Origin of the sequence: Acinetobacter sp. PFS20 (assembly GCF_052261015.1) — a bacterium.
GTDB lineage: Bacteria > Pseudomonadota > Gammaproteobacteria > Pseudomonadales > Moraxellaceae > Acinetobacter.
On record NZ_JBPVZE010000001.1, the window covers coordinates 12,257 to 29,976 of the forward strand.

A 17,720-nucleotide genomic window follows, 5' to 3' on the forward strand; every position below is an offset into this window, starting at 1 on the left:
ATTATTAATATCTTAATAAAATAAAATATATTATTAATGATATATATAGAAAAAAAAAGGCTTTAGGTAATATTTCACTATTACACTAAAACCTAATTTGTAAATCTTTTATAAAATTTAAAACCGCAAATATTTAGAAATTATCTGGACTCTCAAATCGTTTTACTTCTTGTAACTTATTTGGGTCATGCATTGTTGCAATTCCATCTTCAGTTTTTTGGTCAACCAGAATATCCGGATTAAAAACGGTAATTGTTTCTCTACCCAGTGCATCCTCTCCAACAATATATTGAAAGCCTCTTCGATTCATCTTATGACACAATCGTTGATAGAGACCTTTTAAACCTTCGGTTTCTTCATTCGGATTGTAATAGAAAGCATTCATCACAGCTGGTAAGCCTAGACCACATACGATGCCTGATAACAACACACTAATAAAAGTATAGCCAATCAGGATACTGCTATAAGGACTTAATGCAGGAATATTGGCAACCGCCAAAATCAATGCAAGTGAAATCCCCCCTCGTACACCACCCCAAGATAAAATAGTCAAGCTACCATTATAACTTTTCATTTTCCGCATATTCGGGAAAAAGGCAAAAGCCATGAAGTTGGCTGCAAAACGAGAGATATGTAGGATAAAGAACGCAACAATACCGCCTAAAATTAGGCTAAAGTTTAAATCAAGAATAAATAACTCTAGACCAATTAAAGTAAATAGGAATGAGTTGATGATCCCTTCTACGGTATGCCAAAAATGATTAACTTCTTGAATCTCTCGCTCTTCTCGTATTTCTTTCCATTTGTTTCCAACAATTAAACCACCTATTACACAGGCAATCGGTGCTGATGCATGGGCAAACAAAGCCACTAAATATGCTCCACTCGCAAGCAAAGCTGTTGTCAAAATTAGGGACTCCATTTCGTGTTTACCACGTAATAGACGCAACACTCCTACCCCAAATGCCCAACCAATCCCGACTGCAACAACAATTTCATAGAGTAGAGCTTCTAGTGTCGCCATCAACGAGAAATGTTCACCCTGTAAAACATTAAGCAAAGTCATAAACAATGCAATACACATTGCATCATTAAAGAGTGACTCACCTTCCAGCTTAACGATCAAATGATGCGGTGCACGAATCGAACTAAGTACACCTTTAATACCAATAGGGTCTGTTGCTCCTAAAGCTGCACCTAAAAGTAGTAGCACCAGAATTGGCACATGATATCCAACTAGTAGTTGGAACCCATAGAGCAATCCACCAAATAAAACGGCGCAAATGACTAATGCAATGGTGGCCAAGATACTAATTTGCTTCCAGTAACTTTTTAAATCAGAAATTTTAAATTTAAGTGCTGAAGAAGTTAAAATAAAACAGATGACACCATTAATTAAAAAATCATAAAAATCGATATGGCGCACGGCTTCTTCAATATTATGAATATTAATAGTAATAAACTGGTTACCGTTTAGCAGGCTTGCGCCCCATTGCAAAATAAAGACAAAAATTGCTGAGACCAGTGGCACACCAATAGCCTGAGGAAAGCCTAAAATGCGCTTATTGAAGATCGTGGTTGCGATTGATAGCGCAAAAACCACTGTGAATGCTTGTAGTAGAAAAAAATTACCCATTAATACCCTTCTTCTGGGTCAACGACCAAATAAGTGAAACTTTGTTAGATCGACCAAACTTAATAAAAAACTGGCATGAAGAATGCCATAATCATAAAAAACAGAAATTAGGACACAAGTTTAACGAATTGATTGAACAATCTATCACTCTGTTAAATTTCTTAACATTATTTATAGTTATGATCTAAAAAAACGGATGAGCTTCTTAAATATGTTTAACAAGACTCATCCTAGAAAAAATTAAACTGGATTGTTAAAAGTATCGCATTGGTTAATATCGCCAGTTTTTAAACCAACCTGAAACCAGTGCATTCGCTGTTCACTACTACCATGGGTAAAGCTATCTGGAACAACCTGACCAGTAGAGCGTTTCTGTAAATAATCGTCTCCAATTTTTTGAGCAGCATCCATCGCTTCTTCAATATCACCTTGCTCTAAAAATTGAGTACGTTGCTGATTATGACTCGCCCAAATACCCGCTAAACAATCCGCTTGCAATTCTTGGCGAACAGATAATTGATTACCTTCTCTTTGGCTTGCTTGTGCACGGGCTTGTTGTACTTGTGAAGAAATACCAAGCAAGGTTTGAACATGGTGCCCTACCTCATGTGCAACCACATAAGCTTGAGCAAAATCGCCTGCCTGATCTTGTCTTGAAAGTTCAGTTTGGTTTTGCTCACCAGAAATTCCCATTTGCTGACGCATATCTTTAAAGAATTCTGTATCGATATAAACCTTCTGATCTGCTGGACAATAAAATGGTCCCATTGCAGATTGAGCAGTACCACATCCAGATTGAATCATTCCACTAAATAGCACCAATCTTGGTGGCGTATATGTTTTACCTAACTGTTTAAATATAGGAGTCCACGTATCCTCTGTATCAGCCAAAACAGTTCCAACAAAATCAGAGGCTTCTTTTTGCTCGGGTGTTAAATTTTCTGGCGCAGTTGCATTTGACTGCTGTGATGCAGTGACTTGCTGAGTTGCCTGATAAGCTTGTTGTGGATCAACCCCAAAAAACTTCCACGCAACAAATGCAACAACCAAACCAATAATGCTGATACCACCTGCTCTAACACCGCCACCACCTCGACGGTCTTCCACATTGGTACTAATTCGACGACCTTTCCAGCGCATAATTTCCCTCTTATTTTAGAATGGCATCATGAACCCGATGCTTTTTTTGGCCACATTTTTTGTATTAAGCTCACAATTAATAGAACAATTGCACCCGCAACCAATCCTATTCCAAAATTAATTAATGTCGGTGTTAAAGCACCAATAATATTGCCTACCGCTGGTATTGTTTCTACATGATCCACTGTGTTTTCAGTTAAGTGATGAAGTAACGGAATCGTATGATTAATAATCCCACCACCCACTAAAAACATTGCAATGGTGCCTACAATTGAAAGTAATTTCATTAAAATAGGTGCAAAAGCTAATAAACCTCGACCTATAGTTTGCTTGAATGAGGTAGTTTGCTTCGTTAAATATAATCCCAAATCATCAATCTTAACAATCATGCCAACTAAGCCATAAACGCCAATTGTCATCACAATAGCAATAATACTGAGTACGCTTACCTTAGTCATTAAACTAGCTGTAGCCACGGTGCCTAAAGAAATGACAACAATTTCAGCCGATAAAATAAAATCTGTTCGAACGGCTCCTTTTACTTTTTCTTTTTCAAAATTTGCTAAATCTAATTCTTCACTATCAAATTCTGCTTTTGCTTCTTCAGATGTAGAGGGCTTTTTATGCATAATGGTATGAAGAACTTTCTCTACCCCTTCATAACACAAAAATAAACCTCCCAACATTAATAGTGGATTAATCAGCCAAGGCGCAATCACACTAATCAACAAAGCCAAAGGAACTAAAATAAGTTTATTAACAAATGAGCCTTTAGCCACTTTCCAAACAATAGGTATTTCGCGATCTGCACGCACACCTGTAACTTGTTGCGCATTTAAAGCTAAATCATCGCCTAAAACACCAGCAGTTTTCTTTGCTGCCATTTTGCTCATTAAAGCAACATCATCTAAAATTGTTGCAATATCATCTAGTAATAAAAGTAAGCCACTTGCCATTTCTTATCCAAGTTTGTATTTATTAGGCTATTGTAAGATGATTTTTTTCAATTTCTGTAATTTTACTGAATAAATTCACAATATTATTTTAAGAAAAGTTTAACCAATCGCTGACGAATTTTTTTTATTTCCCGTACAATAATGCCAATCTTTTATATTGCAGGGCTTACTACCCCTGATTAAGCCAATAAGACAGTGGAATAAATAATGAGTAATGTTGATCAGCGTCCAATTATTTTGACAGGCGACCGCCCAACCGGACAACTTCATCTTGGGCATTTTGTCGGTTCTTTGCGTTCTCGTGTAGGTTTACAGGATAGCCATCATCAACATCTCTTGTTAGCAGATGCGCAAGCCCTAACTGACAATGCAGATAACCCAGATAAAGTCCGTCGCAATATTTTGGAAGTTGCTCTAGATTATTTAGCTGTAGGCATTGATCCAACAAAAACCACGATTTGCGTTCAATCATGCTTACCAGCACTGAATGAGCTTACTATGCTCTATCTTAACTTCGTGACGGTTGCACGCTTAGAGCGTAATCCAACCATTAAGTCTGAGATTCAAATGCGCGGTTTTGAGCGTGATATTCCAGCGGGTTTCCTCTGCTACCCTGTTGCACAAGCAGCTGACATTACTGCTTTTAAAGCGACTGTGGTTCCAGTGGGTGAAGATCAAATTCCAATGATTGAACAAACCAATGAAATCGTACGTCGAGTAAACCGTCAGATTGGCCAAGACCTTTTACCTGAATGTAAAGCTTTGCTTTCAAATATGGCACGCTTACCTGGTTTTGATGGCAAGGCAAAAATGTCTAAATCATTAGGTAATACCATTGTTTTAAATGCTTCTGATAAAGACATTAAAAAAGCTGTAAATGCGATGTATACCGACCCAAATCATCTTCGCATTGAAGATCCAGGTCAGGTTGAAGGAAATATTGTATTTACTTACTTAGATGCATTTGATCCAAATAAAGAAGAAGTTGAAGAGTTAAAAGCACACTATCGTCGCGGTGGTTTAGGTGATGGAACTGTTAAAAAACGCCTTGAAGGTGTTTTGAAAGAATTGATTAGCCCTATCCGTGAACGTCGTGAAGAACTAGCTAAAGATCCTGACTACATTATGGATGTTTTACGTCAAGGTACAGATAAGTGTCGTCTTATTACTCAACAAACCTTAGATGAAGTTAAAGATGGTTTAGGATTATTTAAATTCTAATTCCTTTCAAAACGAAAAGCCCTTAGGGGCTTTTTTTATGCTTATTTTATTCATAGCATAATTTTTTAGAATTACTAATGTATTGACGACTATTCACATGCTTTTACCCTATTAACGTGAAGTAACACTTATTAACGCTAATAGCGATGAAGAATTTCTTAACTATCTCTATTATTCATTATGTAGGTTACATGATATGAACCTCACGACATTTCTCCTTAAACCGAAACTGTTTTTACAGATTCGTTGTTCTACGCAATGATCACCCCAATCATTGCGTATTTTTTTGCTTAAATATTTTTGTTTTCTTTAGAAATTTTATTTTGGATTACTTATTTTTATTTAATTGATAAAAAAACACCGCATCATTTTCAGATGCGGTGTTTTTTTAAGATTCAGAATAAAGCGATTAAGCTAAACCTTTCTCTTTTAAAACTTGCAACATTGTTGAACCAAGCTCAGCTGGGCTACGAGTGTAAGCCATTCCCGCGCGTTCAAATGCAGCGAATTTCTCTTCAGCAGTACCTTGACCACCAGAAATGATCGCACCAGCGTGACCCATACGCTTACCTTTAGGTGCAGTTACACCAGCAATGTAACCTACTACAGGCTTAGTCACGTTAGATTTGATGAATTCAGCAGCTTCTTCTTCCGCTGTACCACCGATCTCACCGATCATGATGATTGCATCAGTATCTGGATCGTCTTGGAACAATTGAAGAGCTTCGATTTGGTTCATACCTGGGATTGGGTCACCACCAATACCGATACAAGTAGACTGACCTAAACCAAGCTTAGTTGTTTGAGCAACAGCTTCATAAGTCAATGTACCTGAACGTGAGATGATACCAATACGACCTGGTTGGTGAATGTGACCTGGCATAATACCAATCTTACATTCGCCTGGAGTGATCACGCCTGGGCAGTTAGGACCAACTAAACGAGTACCGTTACCGTTAGTTTCTAAGTAGCGTTTTGCTTTAAGCATGTCGATTGTTGGAACACCTTCAGTGATCACAACAATTAGGCCAACACCTGAATCAACCGCTTCAACGATAGAATCTAAAACAAATGGAGCTGGTACATAAATTACAGATGCGTCTGCATTTGTTTCACGTACAGCTTCTTTCATTGTGTTGAATACTGGTAAGTCAAGGTGAGTAGTACCACCTTTACCTGGAGTAACACCACCAACAACTTTTGTACCGTAGTCTAAAGCTTGTGCAGAGTGGAAAGTACCGTTTTTACCAGTAAAACCTTGTACCAATACTTTAGTGTCTTTATTAATTAATACGCTCATGATTGATACTCCCCTTACGCTTTAACTGCAGCTACAACTTTTTCTGCGGCATCAGACAAGCCGTTCGCAGAAATTAATTTCAAACCAGATTCATCAAGTAATTTAGCACCTAACTCCGCGTTGTTACCTTCTAAACGAACAACAACTGGAACAGTTACATTTACTTCTTGAACCGCTGCAATAATCGCTTCAGCAATCATGTCACAACGTACGATACCACCGAAGATGTTAATTAAAACACCTTGTACAGATGTATCAGCAAGGATGATTTTGAACGCTTCGATTACGCGCTCTTTAGTTGCACCGCCACCAACGTCAAGGAAGTTTGCAGGCTGACCACCATAAAGTTTAATGATGTCCATAGTTGCCATTGCAAGACCAGCACCGTTAACCATACAACCGATGTTACCTTCTAAAGCAACATAGTTAAGGTCGAATTCAGATGCTTTTAATTCACGCTCATTCTCTTGAGATTTATCACGTAAAGCAGCAACTTTAGGTAAACGGTAAAGCGCGTTAGAGTCGATACCAACTTTTGCATCTACACATAAAATATCGCCATTTTCACGAACTGAAAGTGGGTTAATTTCGAATAATGCAAAGTCATTTTCTACAAACGCTTGATAAGCAGCAGCCATAATTTTAACAAATTGGCTGATTTGCTTGTCTTTCAAACCTAAAGCAAACGCAACTTCACGCGCTTGGAATGGTTGTAAGCCAACTAATGGATCAACTTCAACTTTGATAATTTTTTCTGGAGTTTCTTCTGCAACTTTCTCGATTTCTACACCACCTTCTGTAGAAGCCATGAAAGTAATACGACGGCTAGAACGGTCTACAACCGCGCCCAAGTAAAGCTCACGCTCAACTGGGTATACGTCTTCAGCAACAATAATGCTGTTTACTGGTTGACCATTTGCATCAGTTTGATACGTTACAAGACGAGTACCAATAATGTTATTTGCAAACTCGATAACATCTTCTTTAGATTTTGCAACTTTAACGCCACCAGCCTTACCACGACCACCAGCATGAACTTGCGCTTTCATTACAGCGAATTTACCACCAAGCTGTTCGAATGCAGCAACTGCTTCGTCTGCATTGGTTGCCAAGATACCTTCTTGTACCGGCATACCATATTCTTTCAATAACGCTTTAGCTTGATACTCATGTAAGTTCATTTAGTTACCTACTTAACTTTGTTTGTTGTCTTCAATTTGCGCAACATTCTCATGTTGTATATGCAAATTGCTGTCTACCTCTATCACCTTGATGTTTTTTTAATCACACCATCAAATGTGAAAAAGAGCGGAGAACCGCTCTTTATTTTATTTACGCTTACGTTGAATCGCGTGAATTGCACGACCATCTACAGCAAGTGCAGCTTCATGAACAACTTCAGAGAATGTTGGATGACCAAATGTCATTAACTGAAGATCTTCAACAGAAGATACAAATTCAAGAGCGATCATACCTTGGTGTACGATATCAGATGCAGCAGGTCCAATGACATGCATACCTAATAAACGGTCAGTTTTTGCATCAGCAACAAACTTAACGAAACCAGCACCTTCACCCGCCGCTAAAGCACGACCATTTACAGCAAAACCGAATTGACCAGTTTTAACTTCATGACCTTTTTCTTTAGCTTGTTCTTCAGTTAAACCAACCCATGCCGCTTCCGGATGTGTATAGATAACAGAAATGATTGTGTCGTAGTTCACTTGAGCTGCATGACCATGGATACGTTCAACAGCCATTACACCTTCTTCCATTGCTTTATGAGCAAGCATTGGACCACGAACTAAGTCACCAATCGCATATACACCTTCTACAGAAGTTGCACAGTAATCGTTTACTTCAACTAGACCACGTTCAGTCAATTTAATGCCTGAATCATCAGCCAATAAACCTTCTGCATAAGCTTTACGGCCTACACAAACGATTAATTTGTCAAAAGTCTGAGTTTTTTCTTCGCCACCTTGAGTGTATTTAACAGTCACTTCACGACCATTAACTTCAGTACCAGCAACTTTAGCGCCAATACGAATATCAAGACCTTGCTTAGTTAAAAGCTTTTGGTACTCTTTTGCCAAAGCTTTATCAGCCATTGGTAAAAATGCATCCATTGCTTCAAATACAACAACTTCAGCACCAAGACGACGCCAAACAGAACCAAGTTCTAACCCGATTACACCAGCACCAATAACACCTAAACGTTTAGGTACTTCTGGGAAGTTTAATGCGCCAGTTGAATCAACAATAATATCTTGATCTACAGGAGCTACTGGAATATTTACAGGTACAGAACCAGACGCAAGAATTACGTATTTAGGTTCTAAAACTTGAGTCTCACCTTCGTGTGAAACAAACTCAACTTTTTTACCAGCAAGTAATTTACCAGTACCTTTTAACCACTCAATACCATTGCCTTTAAGCAATTGATCGATACCACCAGTTAATTGGTCAACAATTTTGTCTTTACGAGCAAGAAGCTTAGCAAGATCAAAATTCACTTCACCTGTAGTAATACCGTGATCAGCCAAGTGATGTACTGTATCTTCATAACGATGTGAAGAGTCAAGTAATGCTTTAGAAGGGATACAACCTACGTTTAAGCATGTACCACCTAAAGATGGCTTACCGTTGTGAATACGTTTTTCGATACAAGCGACTTTAAAACCTAGTTGAGCAGCACGAATTGCAGCTTCATAACCACCAGGACCACCGCCAATAACAACAAGATCAAATTGTTGAGACATTGTTTATCTCCATGGTCCGAGATAGAGGATCACTCTATCTCGGTAATATTATTCGAAGAAATTAAAGATCAAGGATGAGTTTAGCTGGCTCTTCTAACAATTCTTTGATTGCTACCAAGAAACCTACTGCTTCTTTACCATCGATCATACGGTGGTCATAAGAAAGCGCTAAATACATCATTGGCAAGATTTCAACTTGACCATTTACAGCCATAGGACGCTCTTGGATTTTGTGCATACCCAAGATACCAGTTTGCGGCTGATTCAAAATTGGAGTTGAAAGTAATGAACCGAAAGTACCACCGTTAGTAATAGTGAAAGTACCACCAGTCATTTCTTCGATAGATAATTTACCGTCACGTGCTTTAGCAGCATAAGCACCAATACCTGCTTCAACTTCTGCATAGCTCATACGATCAGTATCACGTAATACTGGAACAACAAGACCACGATCAGAAGAAACTGCGACACCGATGTCATAGTAACCGTGATAAACAATATCGTCGCCATCAATTGACGCATTTACCGCAGGATAGCGTTTAAGTGCTTCAGTTACAGCTTTAACAAAGAATGACATGAAGCCTAAACGAGCGCCATGGCGTTTTTCAAACGCATCTTTATATTGCTTACGCAATTCCATGATTGGCTTCATGTTAACTTCGTTAAATGTAGTTAACATTGCAGTTTCTTGAGTTGCAGAAAGAAGACGCTCAGCTACACGCTTACGTAAACGAGTCATTGGAACGCGTTTTTCGATGCGCTCACCAACAGCTACGCTTAACGGAGTAACGTTAGCAGCTGGTTTAGCTTGATGGTTTGCTACATCTTCTTTAGTGATACGACCACCGCGACCAGTACCTTGTACGTCAGCAGCTGCAATACCAGTTTCAGACAAAGCTTTACGAACTGCAGGAGCTTGACCAGATACAGCTTCAGTGCGCTCAACAACAGGAGCTGCACCAGCTTGAGTTTGAGCAACTTCTTGCTCTACTGCAGGAGCAGCAGCTGCACCAGCACCAGCTTCAAACTGAGCAATCACTTCATCAGAAAGAACTGTATCGCCTTCACCTTTAATGATTGCAACTAAGCTACCATCTGCAGGAGCAACCACTTCTAAAACAACTTTGTCGGTTTCAATATCACAGATCACTTCATCACGTGATACAGGTTCACCCACCTTTTTGTGCCAAGTTGCGATGGTTCCATCTGCAACAGACTCTGGGAATACCGGTGCTTTAATTTCGGTTGCCATTATTGAGAATCTCCTGATTGTTCAGCTTCGATTGCCAATGCATCATTAATTAGCTGAGCTTGTTGTTTTGCATGCAAGTACGGTGAGCCACAAGCTGGTGCAGCAGAAGCTTCACGACCTGCAAAACTGATACGGATTTGTTTGCCAGATTTTAAGATATCGTCGTATAAACGCGGTGCGATAAATAACCAAGCGCCTTGGTTCTTCGGCTCTTCTTGTGCCCAAACAAGTTCTTTCACGTTTGGATATGCAGCTAAGATTTCCGCAAGACGTTGTTCTGGGTATGGATATAACTGTTCAATACGTACAATTGCGACGTTAGTTAAGTTTTGTTCACGACGTTTTTCGAGTAAGTCGTAATAAACTTTACCACCACAAAGTACAAGACGAGTTACATCTGACTTGTTAATTTGGTCAATTTCGTCAATTACAGTTTGGAATGAACCATTTGCAAGCTCTTCTAAAGTAGAAGTAGCAAGTTTATGACGAAGTAAAGATTTCGGTGACATTACGATCAATGGCTTACGAATTGGGCGTACAGCTTGACGACGTAATGCATGGAAAATCTGTGCAGGTGTCGTTGGAGTGATCACTTGCATGTTATCTTCAGCACATAACTGTAAGAAACGCTCTAAACGAGCTGATGAATGCTCTGGACCTTGACCTTCGAAACCGTGTGGTAACAACATTGTTAAACCACAAACTCGTTCCCACTTAGTCTCGCCAGAAGCAATGAACTGGTCAATTACAACCTGAGCACAGTTTACGAAGTCACCAAATTGTGCTTCCCAAATAATTAAGCTCTTAGGAATTGTAGTTGCATAACCATATTCAAATGCAAGAACAGCTTCTTCAGATAATAAAGAATCGTAAATTGCAAAACGAGGCTGGTTTTCTTTAACGTGACAAAGTGGAATATACGTTGAGCCATCTACCTGATTATGCAATTTTGCATGACGGTGCGAGAATGTACCACGCCCAACGTCTTCACCAGTAATACGAACAAGGTAATCTTCATCAATCAAGGTTGCATAAGCTAAAGTTTCAGCAGCACCCCAGTTCAATGCAGTTTCACCAGTTTGCATTTTCACACGATCTTCAATTACTTTTTGCACTTGACGCTGCATAACAAATCCTTCCGGAAGTTTGCTCATGCCCTCGCCTAACTCTTTTAAGCGATTTAAGTCAAATGAAGTATCCCAGTCGTCTGTATAGTCATGGCCCAAATAAGGTGTCCAATCAACAAACATTTTTGTATTTGGTTCAAGCACCAAAGCGTTTGCCACATGGTTTCCGGCTTCTAAATCAGCACGGTAATCTTCAACCATTTGGTCTGCTTCAGCACGATCAATTACTTTGTTTTGAACAAGTTGGTCTGCATAGAGTGTACGAGTTGTTGCTTTTTTAGCAATCACTTGATACATCAATGGTTGTGTACCAGATGGCTCATCTGCTTCATTATGACCACGACGACGGTAACAGAACAAGTCAAGTACTACGTCTTTACGGAATTCGTGACGGAAATCATGTGCTAATTGAGTAGCAAAGATTACTGCTTCAGGATCATCGCCATTCACATGGAAAATTGGCGTCTGAATCATTTTTGCAACGTCAGTACAATATTCAGTAGAACGCGCATCACGTGGATCAGAAGTTGTAAAACCAACTTGGTTGTTCACGATAATGTGTACAGTACCACCAACCGTATAGCCACGAGTTTGTGACATCTGGAAAGTTTCCATGTTCACACCTTGACCTGCAAATGCAGCATCACCATGAACAATGACTGGTAATACATCATCACCGCCGATGTCTCTACGACGCACTTGACGTGCACGCACAGAACCTTCAACTACAGGACCAACGATTTCCAAGTGAGATGGGTTAAATGCTAATGCCAAGTGAACTTCGCCACCAGGAGTCATTACATTACTTGAGAAACCTTGATGGTATTTAACGTCGCCAGAACCTTTCTTATGAATAGCTTTACCTTCAAACTCGCCAAACAAGTCTGCAGGGTTTTTACCCATAATATTAACAAGAAGGTTTAAACGGCCACGGTGTGGCATACCAATAACAACTTCTTTACAACCAACAGCACCAGCACGTTGAATGATTTCATTCACCATAGGAATAAAAGATTCACCACCTTCCACACCAAAGCGCTTAGCACCAACGTATTTATTGCCTAGGTATTTTTCAAGTCCTTCTGCAGCGGTTAAACGCTCCAGGAACCCTTTCTTTTGATCATTTGTAAAATTAAGCTGACCACGAACACTTTCAAGACGTTGTTGAATCCAACGCTTTTCTTTTGTGTCCACGATATGCATATATTCAACACCGATTGAACCACAATAGATTGCTTCCATTGCTTCAATCATTTCAGCAAGCGTAGCTTCGCTTTTGCCAATCTCAAGATTGCCAGTGTTAAATACTGTGTCTAGATCTGATTTGGTTAAACCGTGAGCTGAAAGCTCTAAATCTGGAATCTCTTCACGCTTAGCAAGACCTAATGGATCTAACTTAGCTTTTTGATGTCCGCGATTACGATAAGCAGCAATAAGTTGTAAAACGCCGATTTGACGACGTTCATGCTCAGTACTTACCGTACTTTGTACAACAGGTTGAACACGATTAGCATTGCGTCCTAGTAATAGGAATTGCTCACGCACAGCACCGTGTGGTTGGTCACCCTTTGGGTATTTATCGAAATATTGGCGCCAGTCCTCAGCTACAGAGGTTGGGGAAGACAGGTACTGCTCGTAAAGTTCTTCAATATACGCTGCACTATCAGCGGAAAGTTCAGTGTCAAGACGCAATGCGTCAGCAACTTCTTGCATTTGTGGACCCATTTCCTATTGCAAAAAATATTACAGGCTGCCTTTTAAGCACACCCATGATGCATAATGCCAAATTGGTAAAAAAGGCATTACTTACCCAACAGGTCTTTAAGACCATGGGGCGTCATACTACCTAGAGAGGAAACTCCATAGGTAATTAATGAATCACAACACCCTCAATGGCATCATCACTCATCTTATACTCGATTAAAACCGAGCAATTTTTTGCAAATCTTTTTAGAAAAATTAACTTTAAAATTAACTTTTCTAAAATGACTTTAACCATAAAAATTAAGCACAGATCTAAGATTGTGCTACTTAAATTAATTTCAATAGTATACGCTTTTTTCACCTATAACTTTGTGGCAAATCGTATCATGTTCTTAACGAACGATTGATTTTTTTGACACATACCACCTATAAATTGGCGAAATACATATGCGATTTTATCTTTTAATATATGGTGCAATATATAAAAACCTCATCTTTTTCGACCAAAGTCTAAAGTTTACATTATAAAGTTAAAAAAAAACGCACATCAAGGATGTGCGTTCTCTATTTGTGCAGAATTAACCCGCTTGATCTAATAGCATATTACGGATGTGACCGATTGCTTTTGTAGGATTTAGACCTTTAGGGCATACTGACACACAGTTCATAATACCTTTACAACGGAACAAACTGAATGGATCGTCAAGACGAGACAAACGGTCTGCAGTAGCAGTATCACGAGAATCAATAATAAAACGGTATGCATTCAATAATGCTGAAGGACCCAAGAACTTATCAGGGTTCCACCAGAATGATGGGCATGAAGTTGAACAACATGCACAAAGAATACATTCATACAAACCGTTTAAGTGTTCACGCTCTTCAGGAGATTGTAAACGCTCTTTAGGTGGAGCTGGTTGGTTATTGATCAAGAATGGCTGAATCTTGTCATATTGATCATAGAATTGGTTCATATCAACAACCAAATCTTTAACCACCGGCAAACCTGGTAATGGACGAATTACGATTTTCTCTGGTAAATCATTCAGGTTTTCTAAACAAGCCAAACCATTTTTACCATTGATATTCACACCATCCGAACCACAAATACCTTCACGGCAAGAACGACGGAATGTTAACGATTCGTCTTGAACTTTCAATGCAAGCAATGCATCAAGCAGCATACGGTGCTTGTCAGTCAATTCAAGCTTGAAAGTTTGCATGTACGGCGCTTTATCCTTATCAGGATCATAGCGGTAGATTTCGAATGTACGAGTACCTCTACTCATCTTTATACTCCCGATTAGAATGTACGTGGTGCTGGCGGAATTGCATCAACAGTCAACGGTTTGAAGCGCACTGGCTTATATTCCAAACGGTTATCTGATGAATACCATAACGTATGTTTCATCCACTCATCATCACGGCGACCGTATGAATAAGTTGGGTGATCAGCTGGTAATTCATAATCAACTACAGTATGCGCACCACGACACTCTTTACGCGCAGCAGCTGAAATTAGAGTTGCTTTTGCAACTTCATACAAGTTTTCAACTTCAAGCGCTTCAACACGCGCAGTGTTAAATACTCTAGATTTATCTTTTAAATGAATGTTACGCACACGTGGTTCAAGAGCAAGGATCTCTTTTACACCCTTATCAAGCAATGCTTGAGTACGGAATACACCAGCGTGATCTTGAACGATATCACGAATTGCATCAGCAACTTCTTGAGCATTTTCACCAGAAGTCGAGTCATCCAATTTACGTACGCGATCTAATGTTTGCTCTAATACGTTTGTTGGAAGAGGTGCATATTCATCACCATGATGCTTAGTTACGTAATCAATAATGTGCTCACCAGCAGCTTTACCAAATACAACCAAGTCAAGAAGTGAGTTAGTACCTAAACGGTTTGCACCATGTACTGATACACAAGAACATTCGCCAATTGCATAGAAACCTTTTACAGGTTTAGTGTAGTTGTCTGTACCCACTTCAGGTAAACACACCTGACCATGCATATTCGTAGGAATACCACCCATTTGATAATGGATTGTTGGTACTACAGGAATCGCTTCTTTTGTAATGTCAACGTTCGCGAATTTTTTACCAATCTCAAATACAGATGGTAAACGCTTCATGATTGTTTCAGCACCCAAGTGAGTCATATCTAGTAAGATATAATCACCTTTTGGACCACAACCACGACCTTCTTTAATTTCTTGGTCCATAGAGCGCGAAACGAAGTCACGTGGAGCCAAGTCTTTTAAAGTCGGTGCATAACGTTCCATGAACGGTTCGCCGTCTTTATTACGAAGGATTGCACCTTCACCACGACAACCTTCAGTCAACAATACACCAGCGCCCGCAACACCCGTTGGATGGAATTGCCAGAATTCCATATCTTGTAATGGAATACCAGCACGAGCAGCCATACCAAGACCGTCACCAGTGTTGATATAAGCATTTGTTGATGCACGGTAAACACGACCAGCACCACCAGTAGCAAATAATGTTGCTTTTGCTTGGAATACTGAAATGTTACCAGTTTCTTGATCAATTGCTGTTACACCAAGAACATCACCAGCTTCGTTACGGATCAAATCAAGAGCGATCCACTCAACGAAGAATTGAGTACCCATTTTCACGTTGCTTTGATAAAGCGTGTGCAATAATGCATGACCTGTACGGTCCGCAGCTGCACAAGCACGTGGAACTGGCTTATCACCATAGTTAGCAGAGTGACCACCGAACGGACGTTGGTAAATTGTACCATCAGCGTTACGGTCAAACGGCATACCCATGTGTTCAAGTTCATATACAACTTTTGGTGCTTCACGACACATAAATTCAATTGCGTCTTGGTCACCTAACCAGTCAGAACCTTTTACTGTATCGTAAAAATGGAAATGCCAGTTATCTTCTTGCATATTACCTAACGACGCACCGATACCGCCTTGAGCAGCTACAGTGTGCGAACGTGTCGGGAAAACTTTAGTGAGTACTGCAACCTTCAAACCCGCTTGAGCGAGTTGGTAAGATGCACGCATACCAGAACCACCACCACCAACGATAACTGCATCGAAAGTGAGGTTTTGAATATTTGAATAATCTTCTTTAGGGGTTATCGCGCCCATGATGTCTTCCTATCAATTCGCCCAGAAAATCTGGATACCCCAGATTGCGTACACAAACACTGCAATAATGACAGCCGTCGTCAGTACAAGGCGTAAACCTTTCGCTGAAGGACCCATTTGACGAGTAGTGACATAGTCAGTAAAAACTTGCCACATACCAATCCATGCGTGTGCGATAAGCGATAAAATTGCCAATAAAGAGAAAATCTTCATTGGTAATGTCATCATGAAACCAGCCCATTGTTGATAGTCAAATCCACCTTTGCAGAGAATCCAACCCAAAAGAACAACAGTATAGGCTGCAAGTACAACCGCACTTACACGCTGGATAAACCAATCACGAGAACCTGAACCAGTTAAACCTGTAGCACTTTTCATTAGAACATAATCCATATAAAGGCTGCGATAATAGCTACCACAGATAAGATCAATGAAATTGTCGCTGCTATACGACCACTTTGCAGTTCTTCAGCAAAACCTAAATCTGCAAGTAAGTGCTTTACTCCAGCAATAAAGTGGAATAACAAGCCGGCTACAAATACCCAAACGATAAAACGTACAAGGATATTTCCAAACACGACATTTTTAACGTAGTCAAATCCTTCTGGTGAAGATAATGATTTATCTAAAATCCATAATAGAACTGGTACTAATAAGAAAACGATGACACCTGATAAACGGTGTAAAATTGATGCAATAGCCACGGGTGAGCGTAAATTTACCGCTAACACCTGACCCATGGACAAATTGACAGGTCTGTTGCTTTTCACAGCGGGCATCCTGTAGGTAGAAACTCCGACCGGAGTTTGTTGAATTAATTCCAAGGAAAGCTGGCATTGTTAGGCAAGCACAGCTCATGCCTAACCTATAAACGACACTGAATTATAAAACGCGAAGTATCAAAATACAAACAATCCACTTTCCCATTTAAGCAAAAAACAATTAAATAAGAATCATTAACAATGATATCACCCTATTAACCCCGTTAAAATGGCATACAGAGTTTCATCATGTTATTGTTTAAAATAACTTTTTATTTAATTTCATTTTTTCTGCAATTTCTTTTAAATAAGCAAATTTTAGACTAAAGATAAAGTTATAAATTCATCATATAAATAGAAAAATGTTAGTAACTGCTCATATTTTCAATAAAAGCTACAATTCAACTAAGTGAAGTTAGTTGGATTCAATACAAATCAGTCAATCTAAAATACATTTGAGAAAGCGATTTTTATTGAAAATAAAATTTATAATTATTCTAACGCAGTTCAATTAGCTATTTTTTATACAATTAAACTTAAAAAAACAGCAACATTCTTTGTTACAACTAAATAAAAATAGAGTGTTTTTTGATTATTAATTTTAAATTACACCATGAGTTTTATGATTTTTTTAATTGGATTGGCATTTTCTACCGACTTGCCAGTCCTCCTCTTAATTTAAAAATTTGCTTACAATTGTACTGATACTTCATTTTTTTTCT

At 39.1% G+C, this 17,720-nt stretch carries 14 protein-coding genes and 1 pseudogene; 2 read left to right on the forward strand and 13 right to left on the reverse strand.

What is annotated here, in order from left to right; all coding sequences use genetic code 11:
* Positions 1–133: 133 nt before the first annotated feature.
* The 3 genes from ACS125_RS00010 to ACS125_RS00020 form a co-directional block, all read right to left on the reverse strand.
* Complete coding sequence (locus ACS125_RS00010) at positions 134–1,636, reverse strand: cation:proton antiporter (RefSeq protein ID WP_004789435.1); 1,503 nt, start codon at positions 1,634–1,636, stop codon at positions 134–136.
* Between the two features lie 240 nt (positions 1,637–1,876).
* Positions 1,877–2,776, reverse strand: a complete 900-nt coding sequence (gene ypfJ, locus ACS125_RS00015) for a KPN_02809 family neutral zinc metallopeptidase (protein WP_004789433.1) — start codon at positions 2,774–2,776, stop codon at positions 1,877–1,879.
* 26 nt (positions 2,777–2,802) lie between these two features.
* Positions 2,803–3,732 (reverse strand): DUF808 domain-containing protein, encoded by a 930-nt coding sequence (locus ACS125_RS00020; RefSeq protein ID WP_005310080.1) that lies wholly within the window; start codon positions 3,730–3,732, stop codon positions 2,803–2,805.
* A gap of 207 nt (positions 3,733–3,939) precedes the next feature.
* Between ACS125_RS00020 and trpS the strand changes: the two genes are divergently transcribed.
* Positions 3,940–4,953, forward strand: a complete 1,014-nt coding sequence (gene trpS / locus ACS125_RS00025) for a tryptophan--tRNA ligase (protein WP_004789430.1) — start codon at positions 3,940–3,942, stop codon at positions 4,951–4,953.
* A gap of 409 nt (positions 4,954–5,362) precedes the next feature.
* Here trpS and sucD read toward each other — a convergent pair whose 3' ends face one another.
* From sucD to sdhC, 10 genes are all read right to left on the reverse strand, one after another.
* Positions 5,363–6,253: a succinate--CoA ligase subunit alpha gene (gene sucD, locus ACS125_RS00030; RefSeq protein ID WP_003655479.1), complete on the reverse strand. Its 891-nt coding sequence runs from the start codon at positions 6,251–6,253 to the stop codon at positions 5,363–5,365.
* A gap of 14 nt (positions 6,254–6,267) precedes the next feature.
* Positions 6,268–7,434 (reverse strand): ADP-forming succinate--CoA ligase subunit beta, encoded by a 1,167-nt coding sequence (gene sucC, locus ACS125_RS00035; protein WP_003655470.1) that lies wholly within the window; start codon positions 7,432–7,434, stop codon positions 6,268–6,270.
* 147 nt (positions 7,435–7,581) lie between these two features.
* Positions 7,582–9,015 carry a dihydrolipoyl dehydrogenase gene (gene lpdA / locus ACS125_RS00040; protein WP_004789427.1) on the reverse strand — a complete coding sequence of 478 codons (1,434 nt, stop codon included), beginning with the start codon at positions 9,013–9,015 and terminating at the stop codon, positions 7,582–7,584.
* 61 nt (positions 9,016–9,076) lie between these two features.
* On the reverse strand, positions 9,077–10,267 hold the full coding sequence (gene odhB, locus ACS125_RS00045; RefSeq protein ID WP_004789424.1) for a 2-oxoglutarate dehydrogenase complex dihydrolipoyllysine-residue succinyltransferase: 1,191 nt from the start codon (positions 10,265–10,267) through the stop codon (positions 9,077–9,079).
* Positions 10,267–13,107 carry a 2-oxoglutarate dehydrogenase E1 component gene (locus tag ACS125_RS00050; RefSeq protein WP_004789422.1) on the reverse strand — a complete coding sequence of 947 codons (2,841 nt, stop codon included), beginning with the start codon at positions 13,105–13,107 and terminating at the stop codon, positions 10,267–10,269. Before ACS125_RS00050 ends, odhB begins: the two co-directional genes overlap by 1 nt.
* 157 nt (positions 13,108–13,264) lie before the next feature.
* Positions 13,265–13,393 (reverse strand): hypothetical protein, encoded by a 129-nt coding sequence (locus ACS125_RS00055; RefSeq protein WP_081399426.1) that lies wholly within the window; start codon positions 13,391–13,393, stop codon positions 13,265–13,267.
* A gap of 283 nt (positions 13,394–13,676) precedes the next feature.
* Positions 13,677–14,387, reverse strand: coding sequence for a succinate dehydrogenase iron-sulfur subunit (locus ACS125_RS00060; RefSeq protein ID WP_004789420.1), 711 nt, complete (start codon positions 14,385–14,387; stop codon positions 13,677–13,679).
* Between the two features lie 14 nt (positions 14,388–14,401).
* A complete protein-coding gene (gene sdhA, locus ACS125_RS00065; protein ID WP_004789419.1) occupies positions 14,402–16,237 on the reverse strand; it encodes a succinate dehydrogenase flavoprotein subunit in 1,836 nt (611 codons plus the stop codon).
* Positions 16,238–16,249: 12 nt separating this feature from the next.
* Positions 16,250–16,615, reverse strand: coding sequence for a succinate dehydrogenase, hydrophobic membrane anchor protein (sdhD, locus tag ACS125_RS00070; RefSeq protein ID WP_003655454.1), 366 nt, complete (start codon positions 16,613–16,615; stop codon positions 16,250–16,252).
* Positions 16,615–17,016 carry a succinate dehydrogenase, cytochrome b556 subunit gene (gene sdhC / locus ACS125_RS00075; protein ID WP_081399112.1) on the reverse strand — a complete coding sequence of 134 codons (402 nt, stop codon included), beginning with the start codon at positions 17,014–17,016 and terminating at the stop codon, positions 16,615–16,617. The genes sdhD and sdhC overlap by 1 nt, the downstream gene beginning before the upstream one ends.
* A 497-nt stretch (positions 17,017–17,513) precedes the next feature.
* On the opposite strand from sdhC, the pseudogene ACS125_RS00080 reads away from it, so the two are divergent.
* Positions 17,514–17,597 (forward strand): annotated as a pseudogene (locus ACS125_RS00080) (hypothetical protein); the annotation flags it as partial.
* Positions 17,598–17,720: the final 123 nt, after the last annotated feature.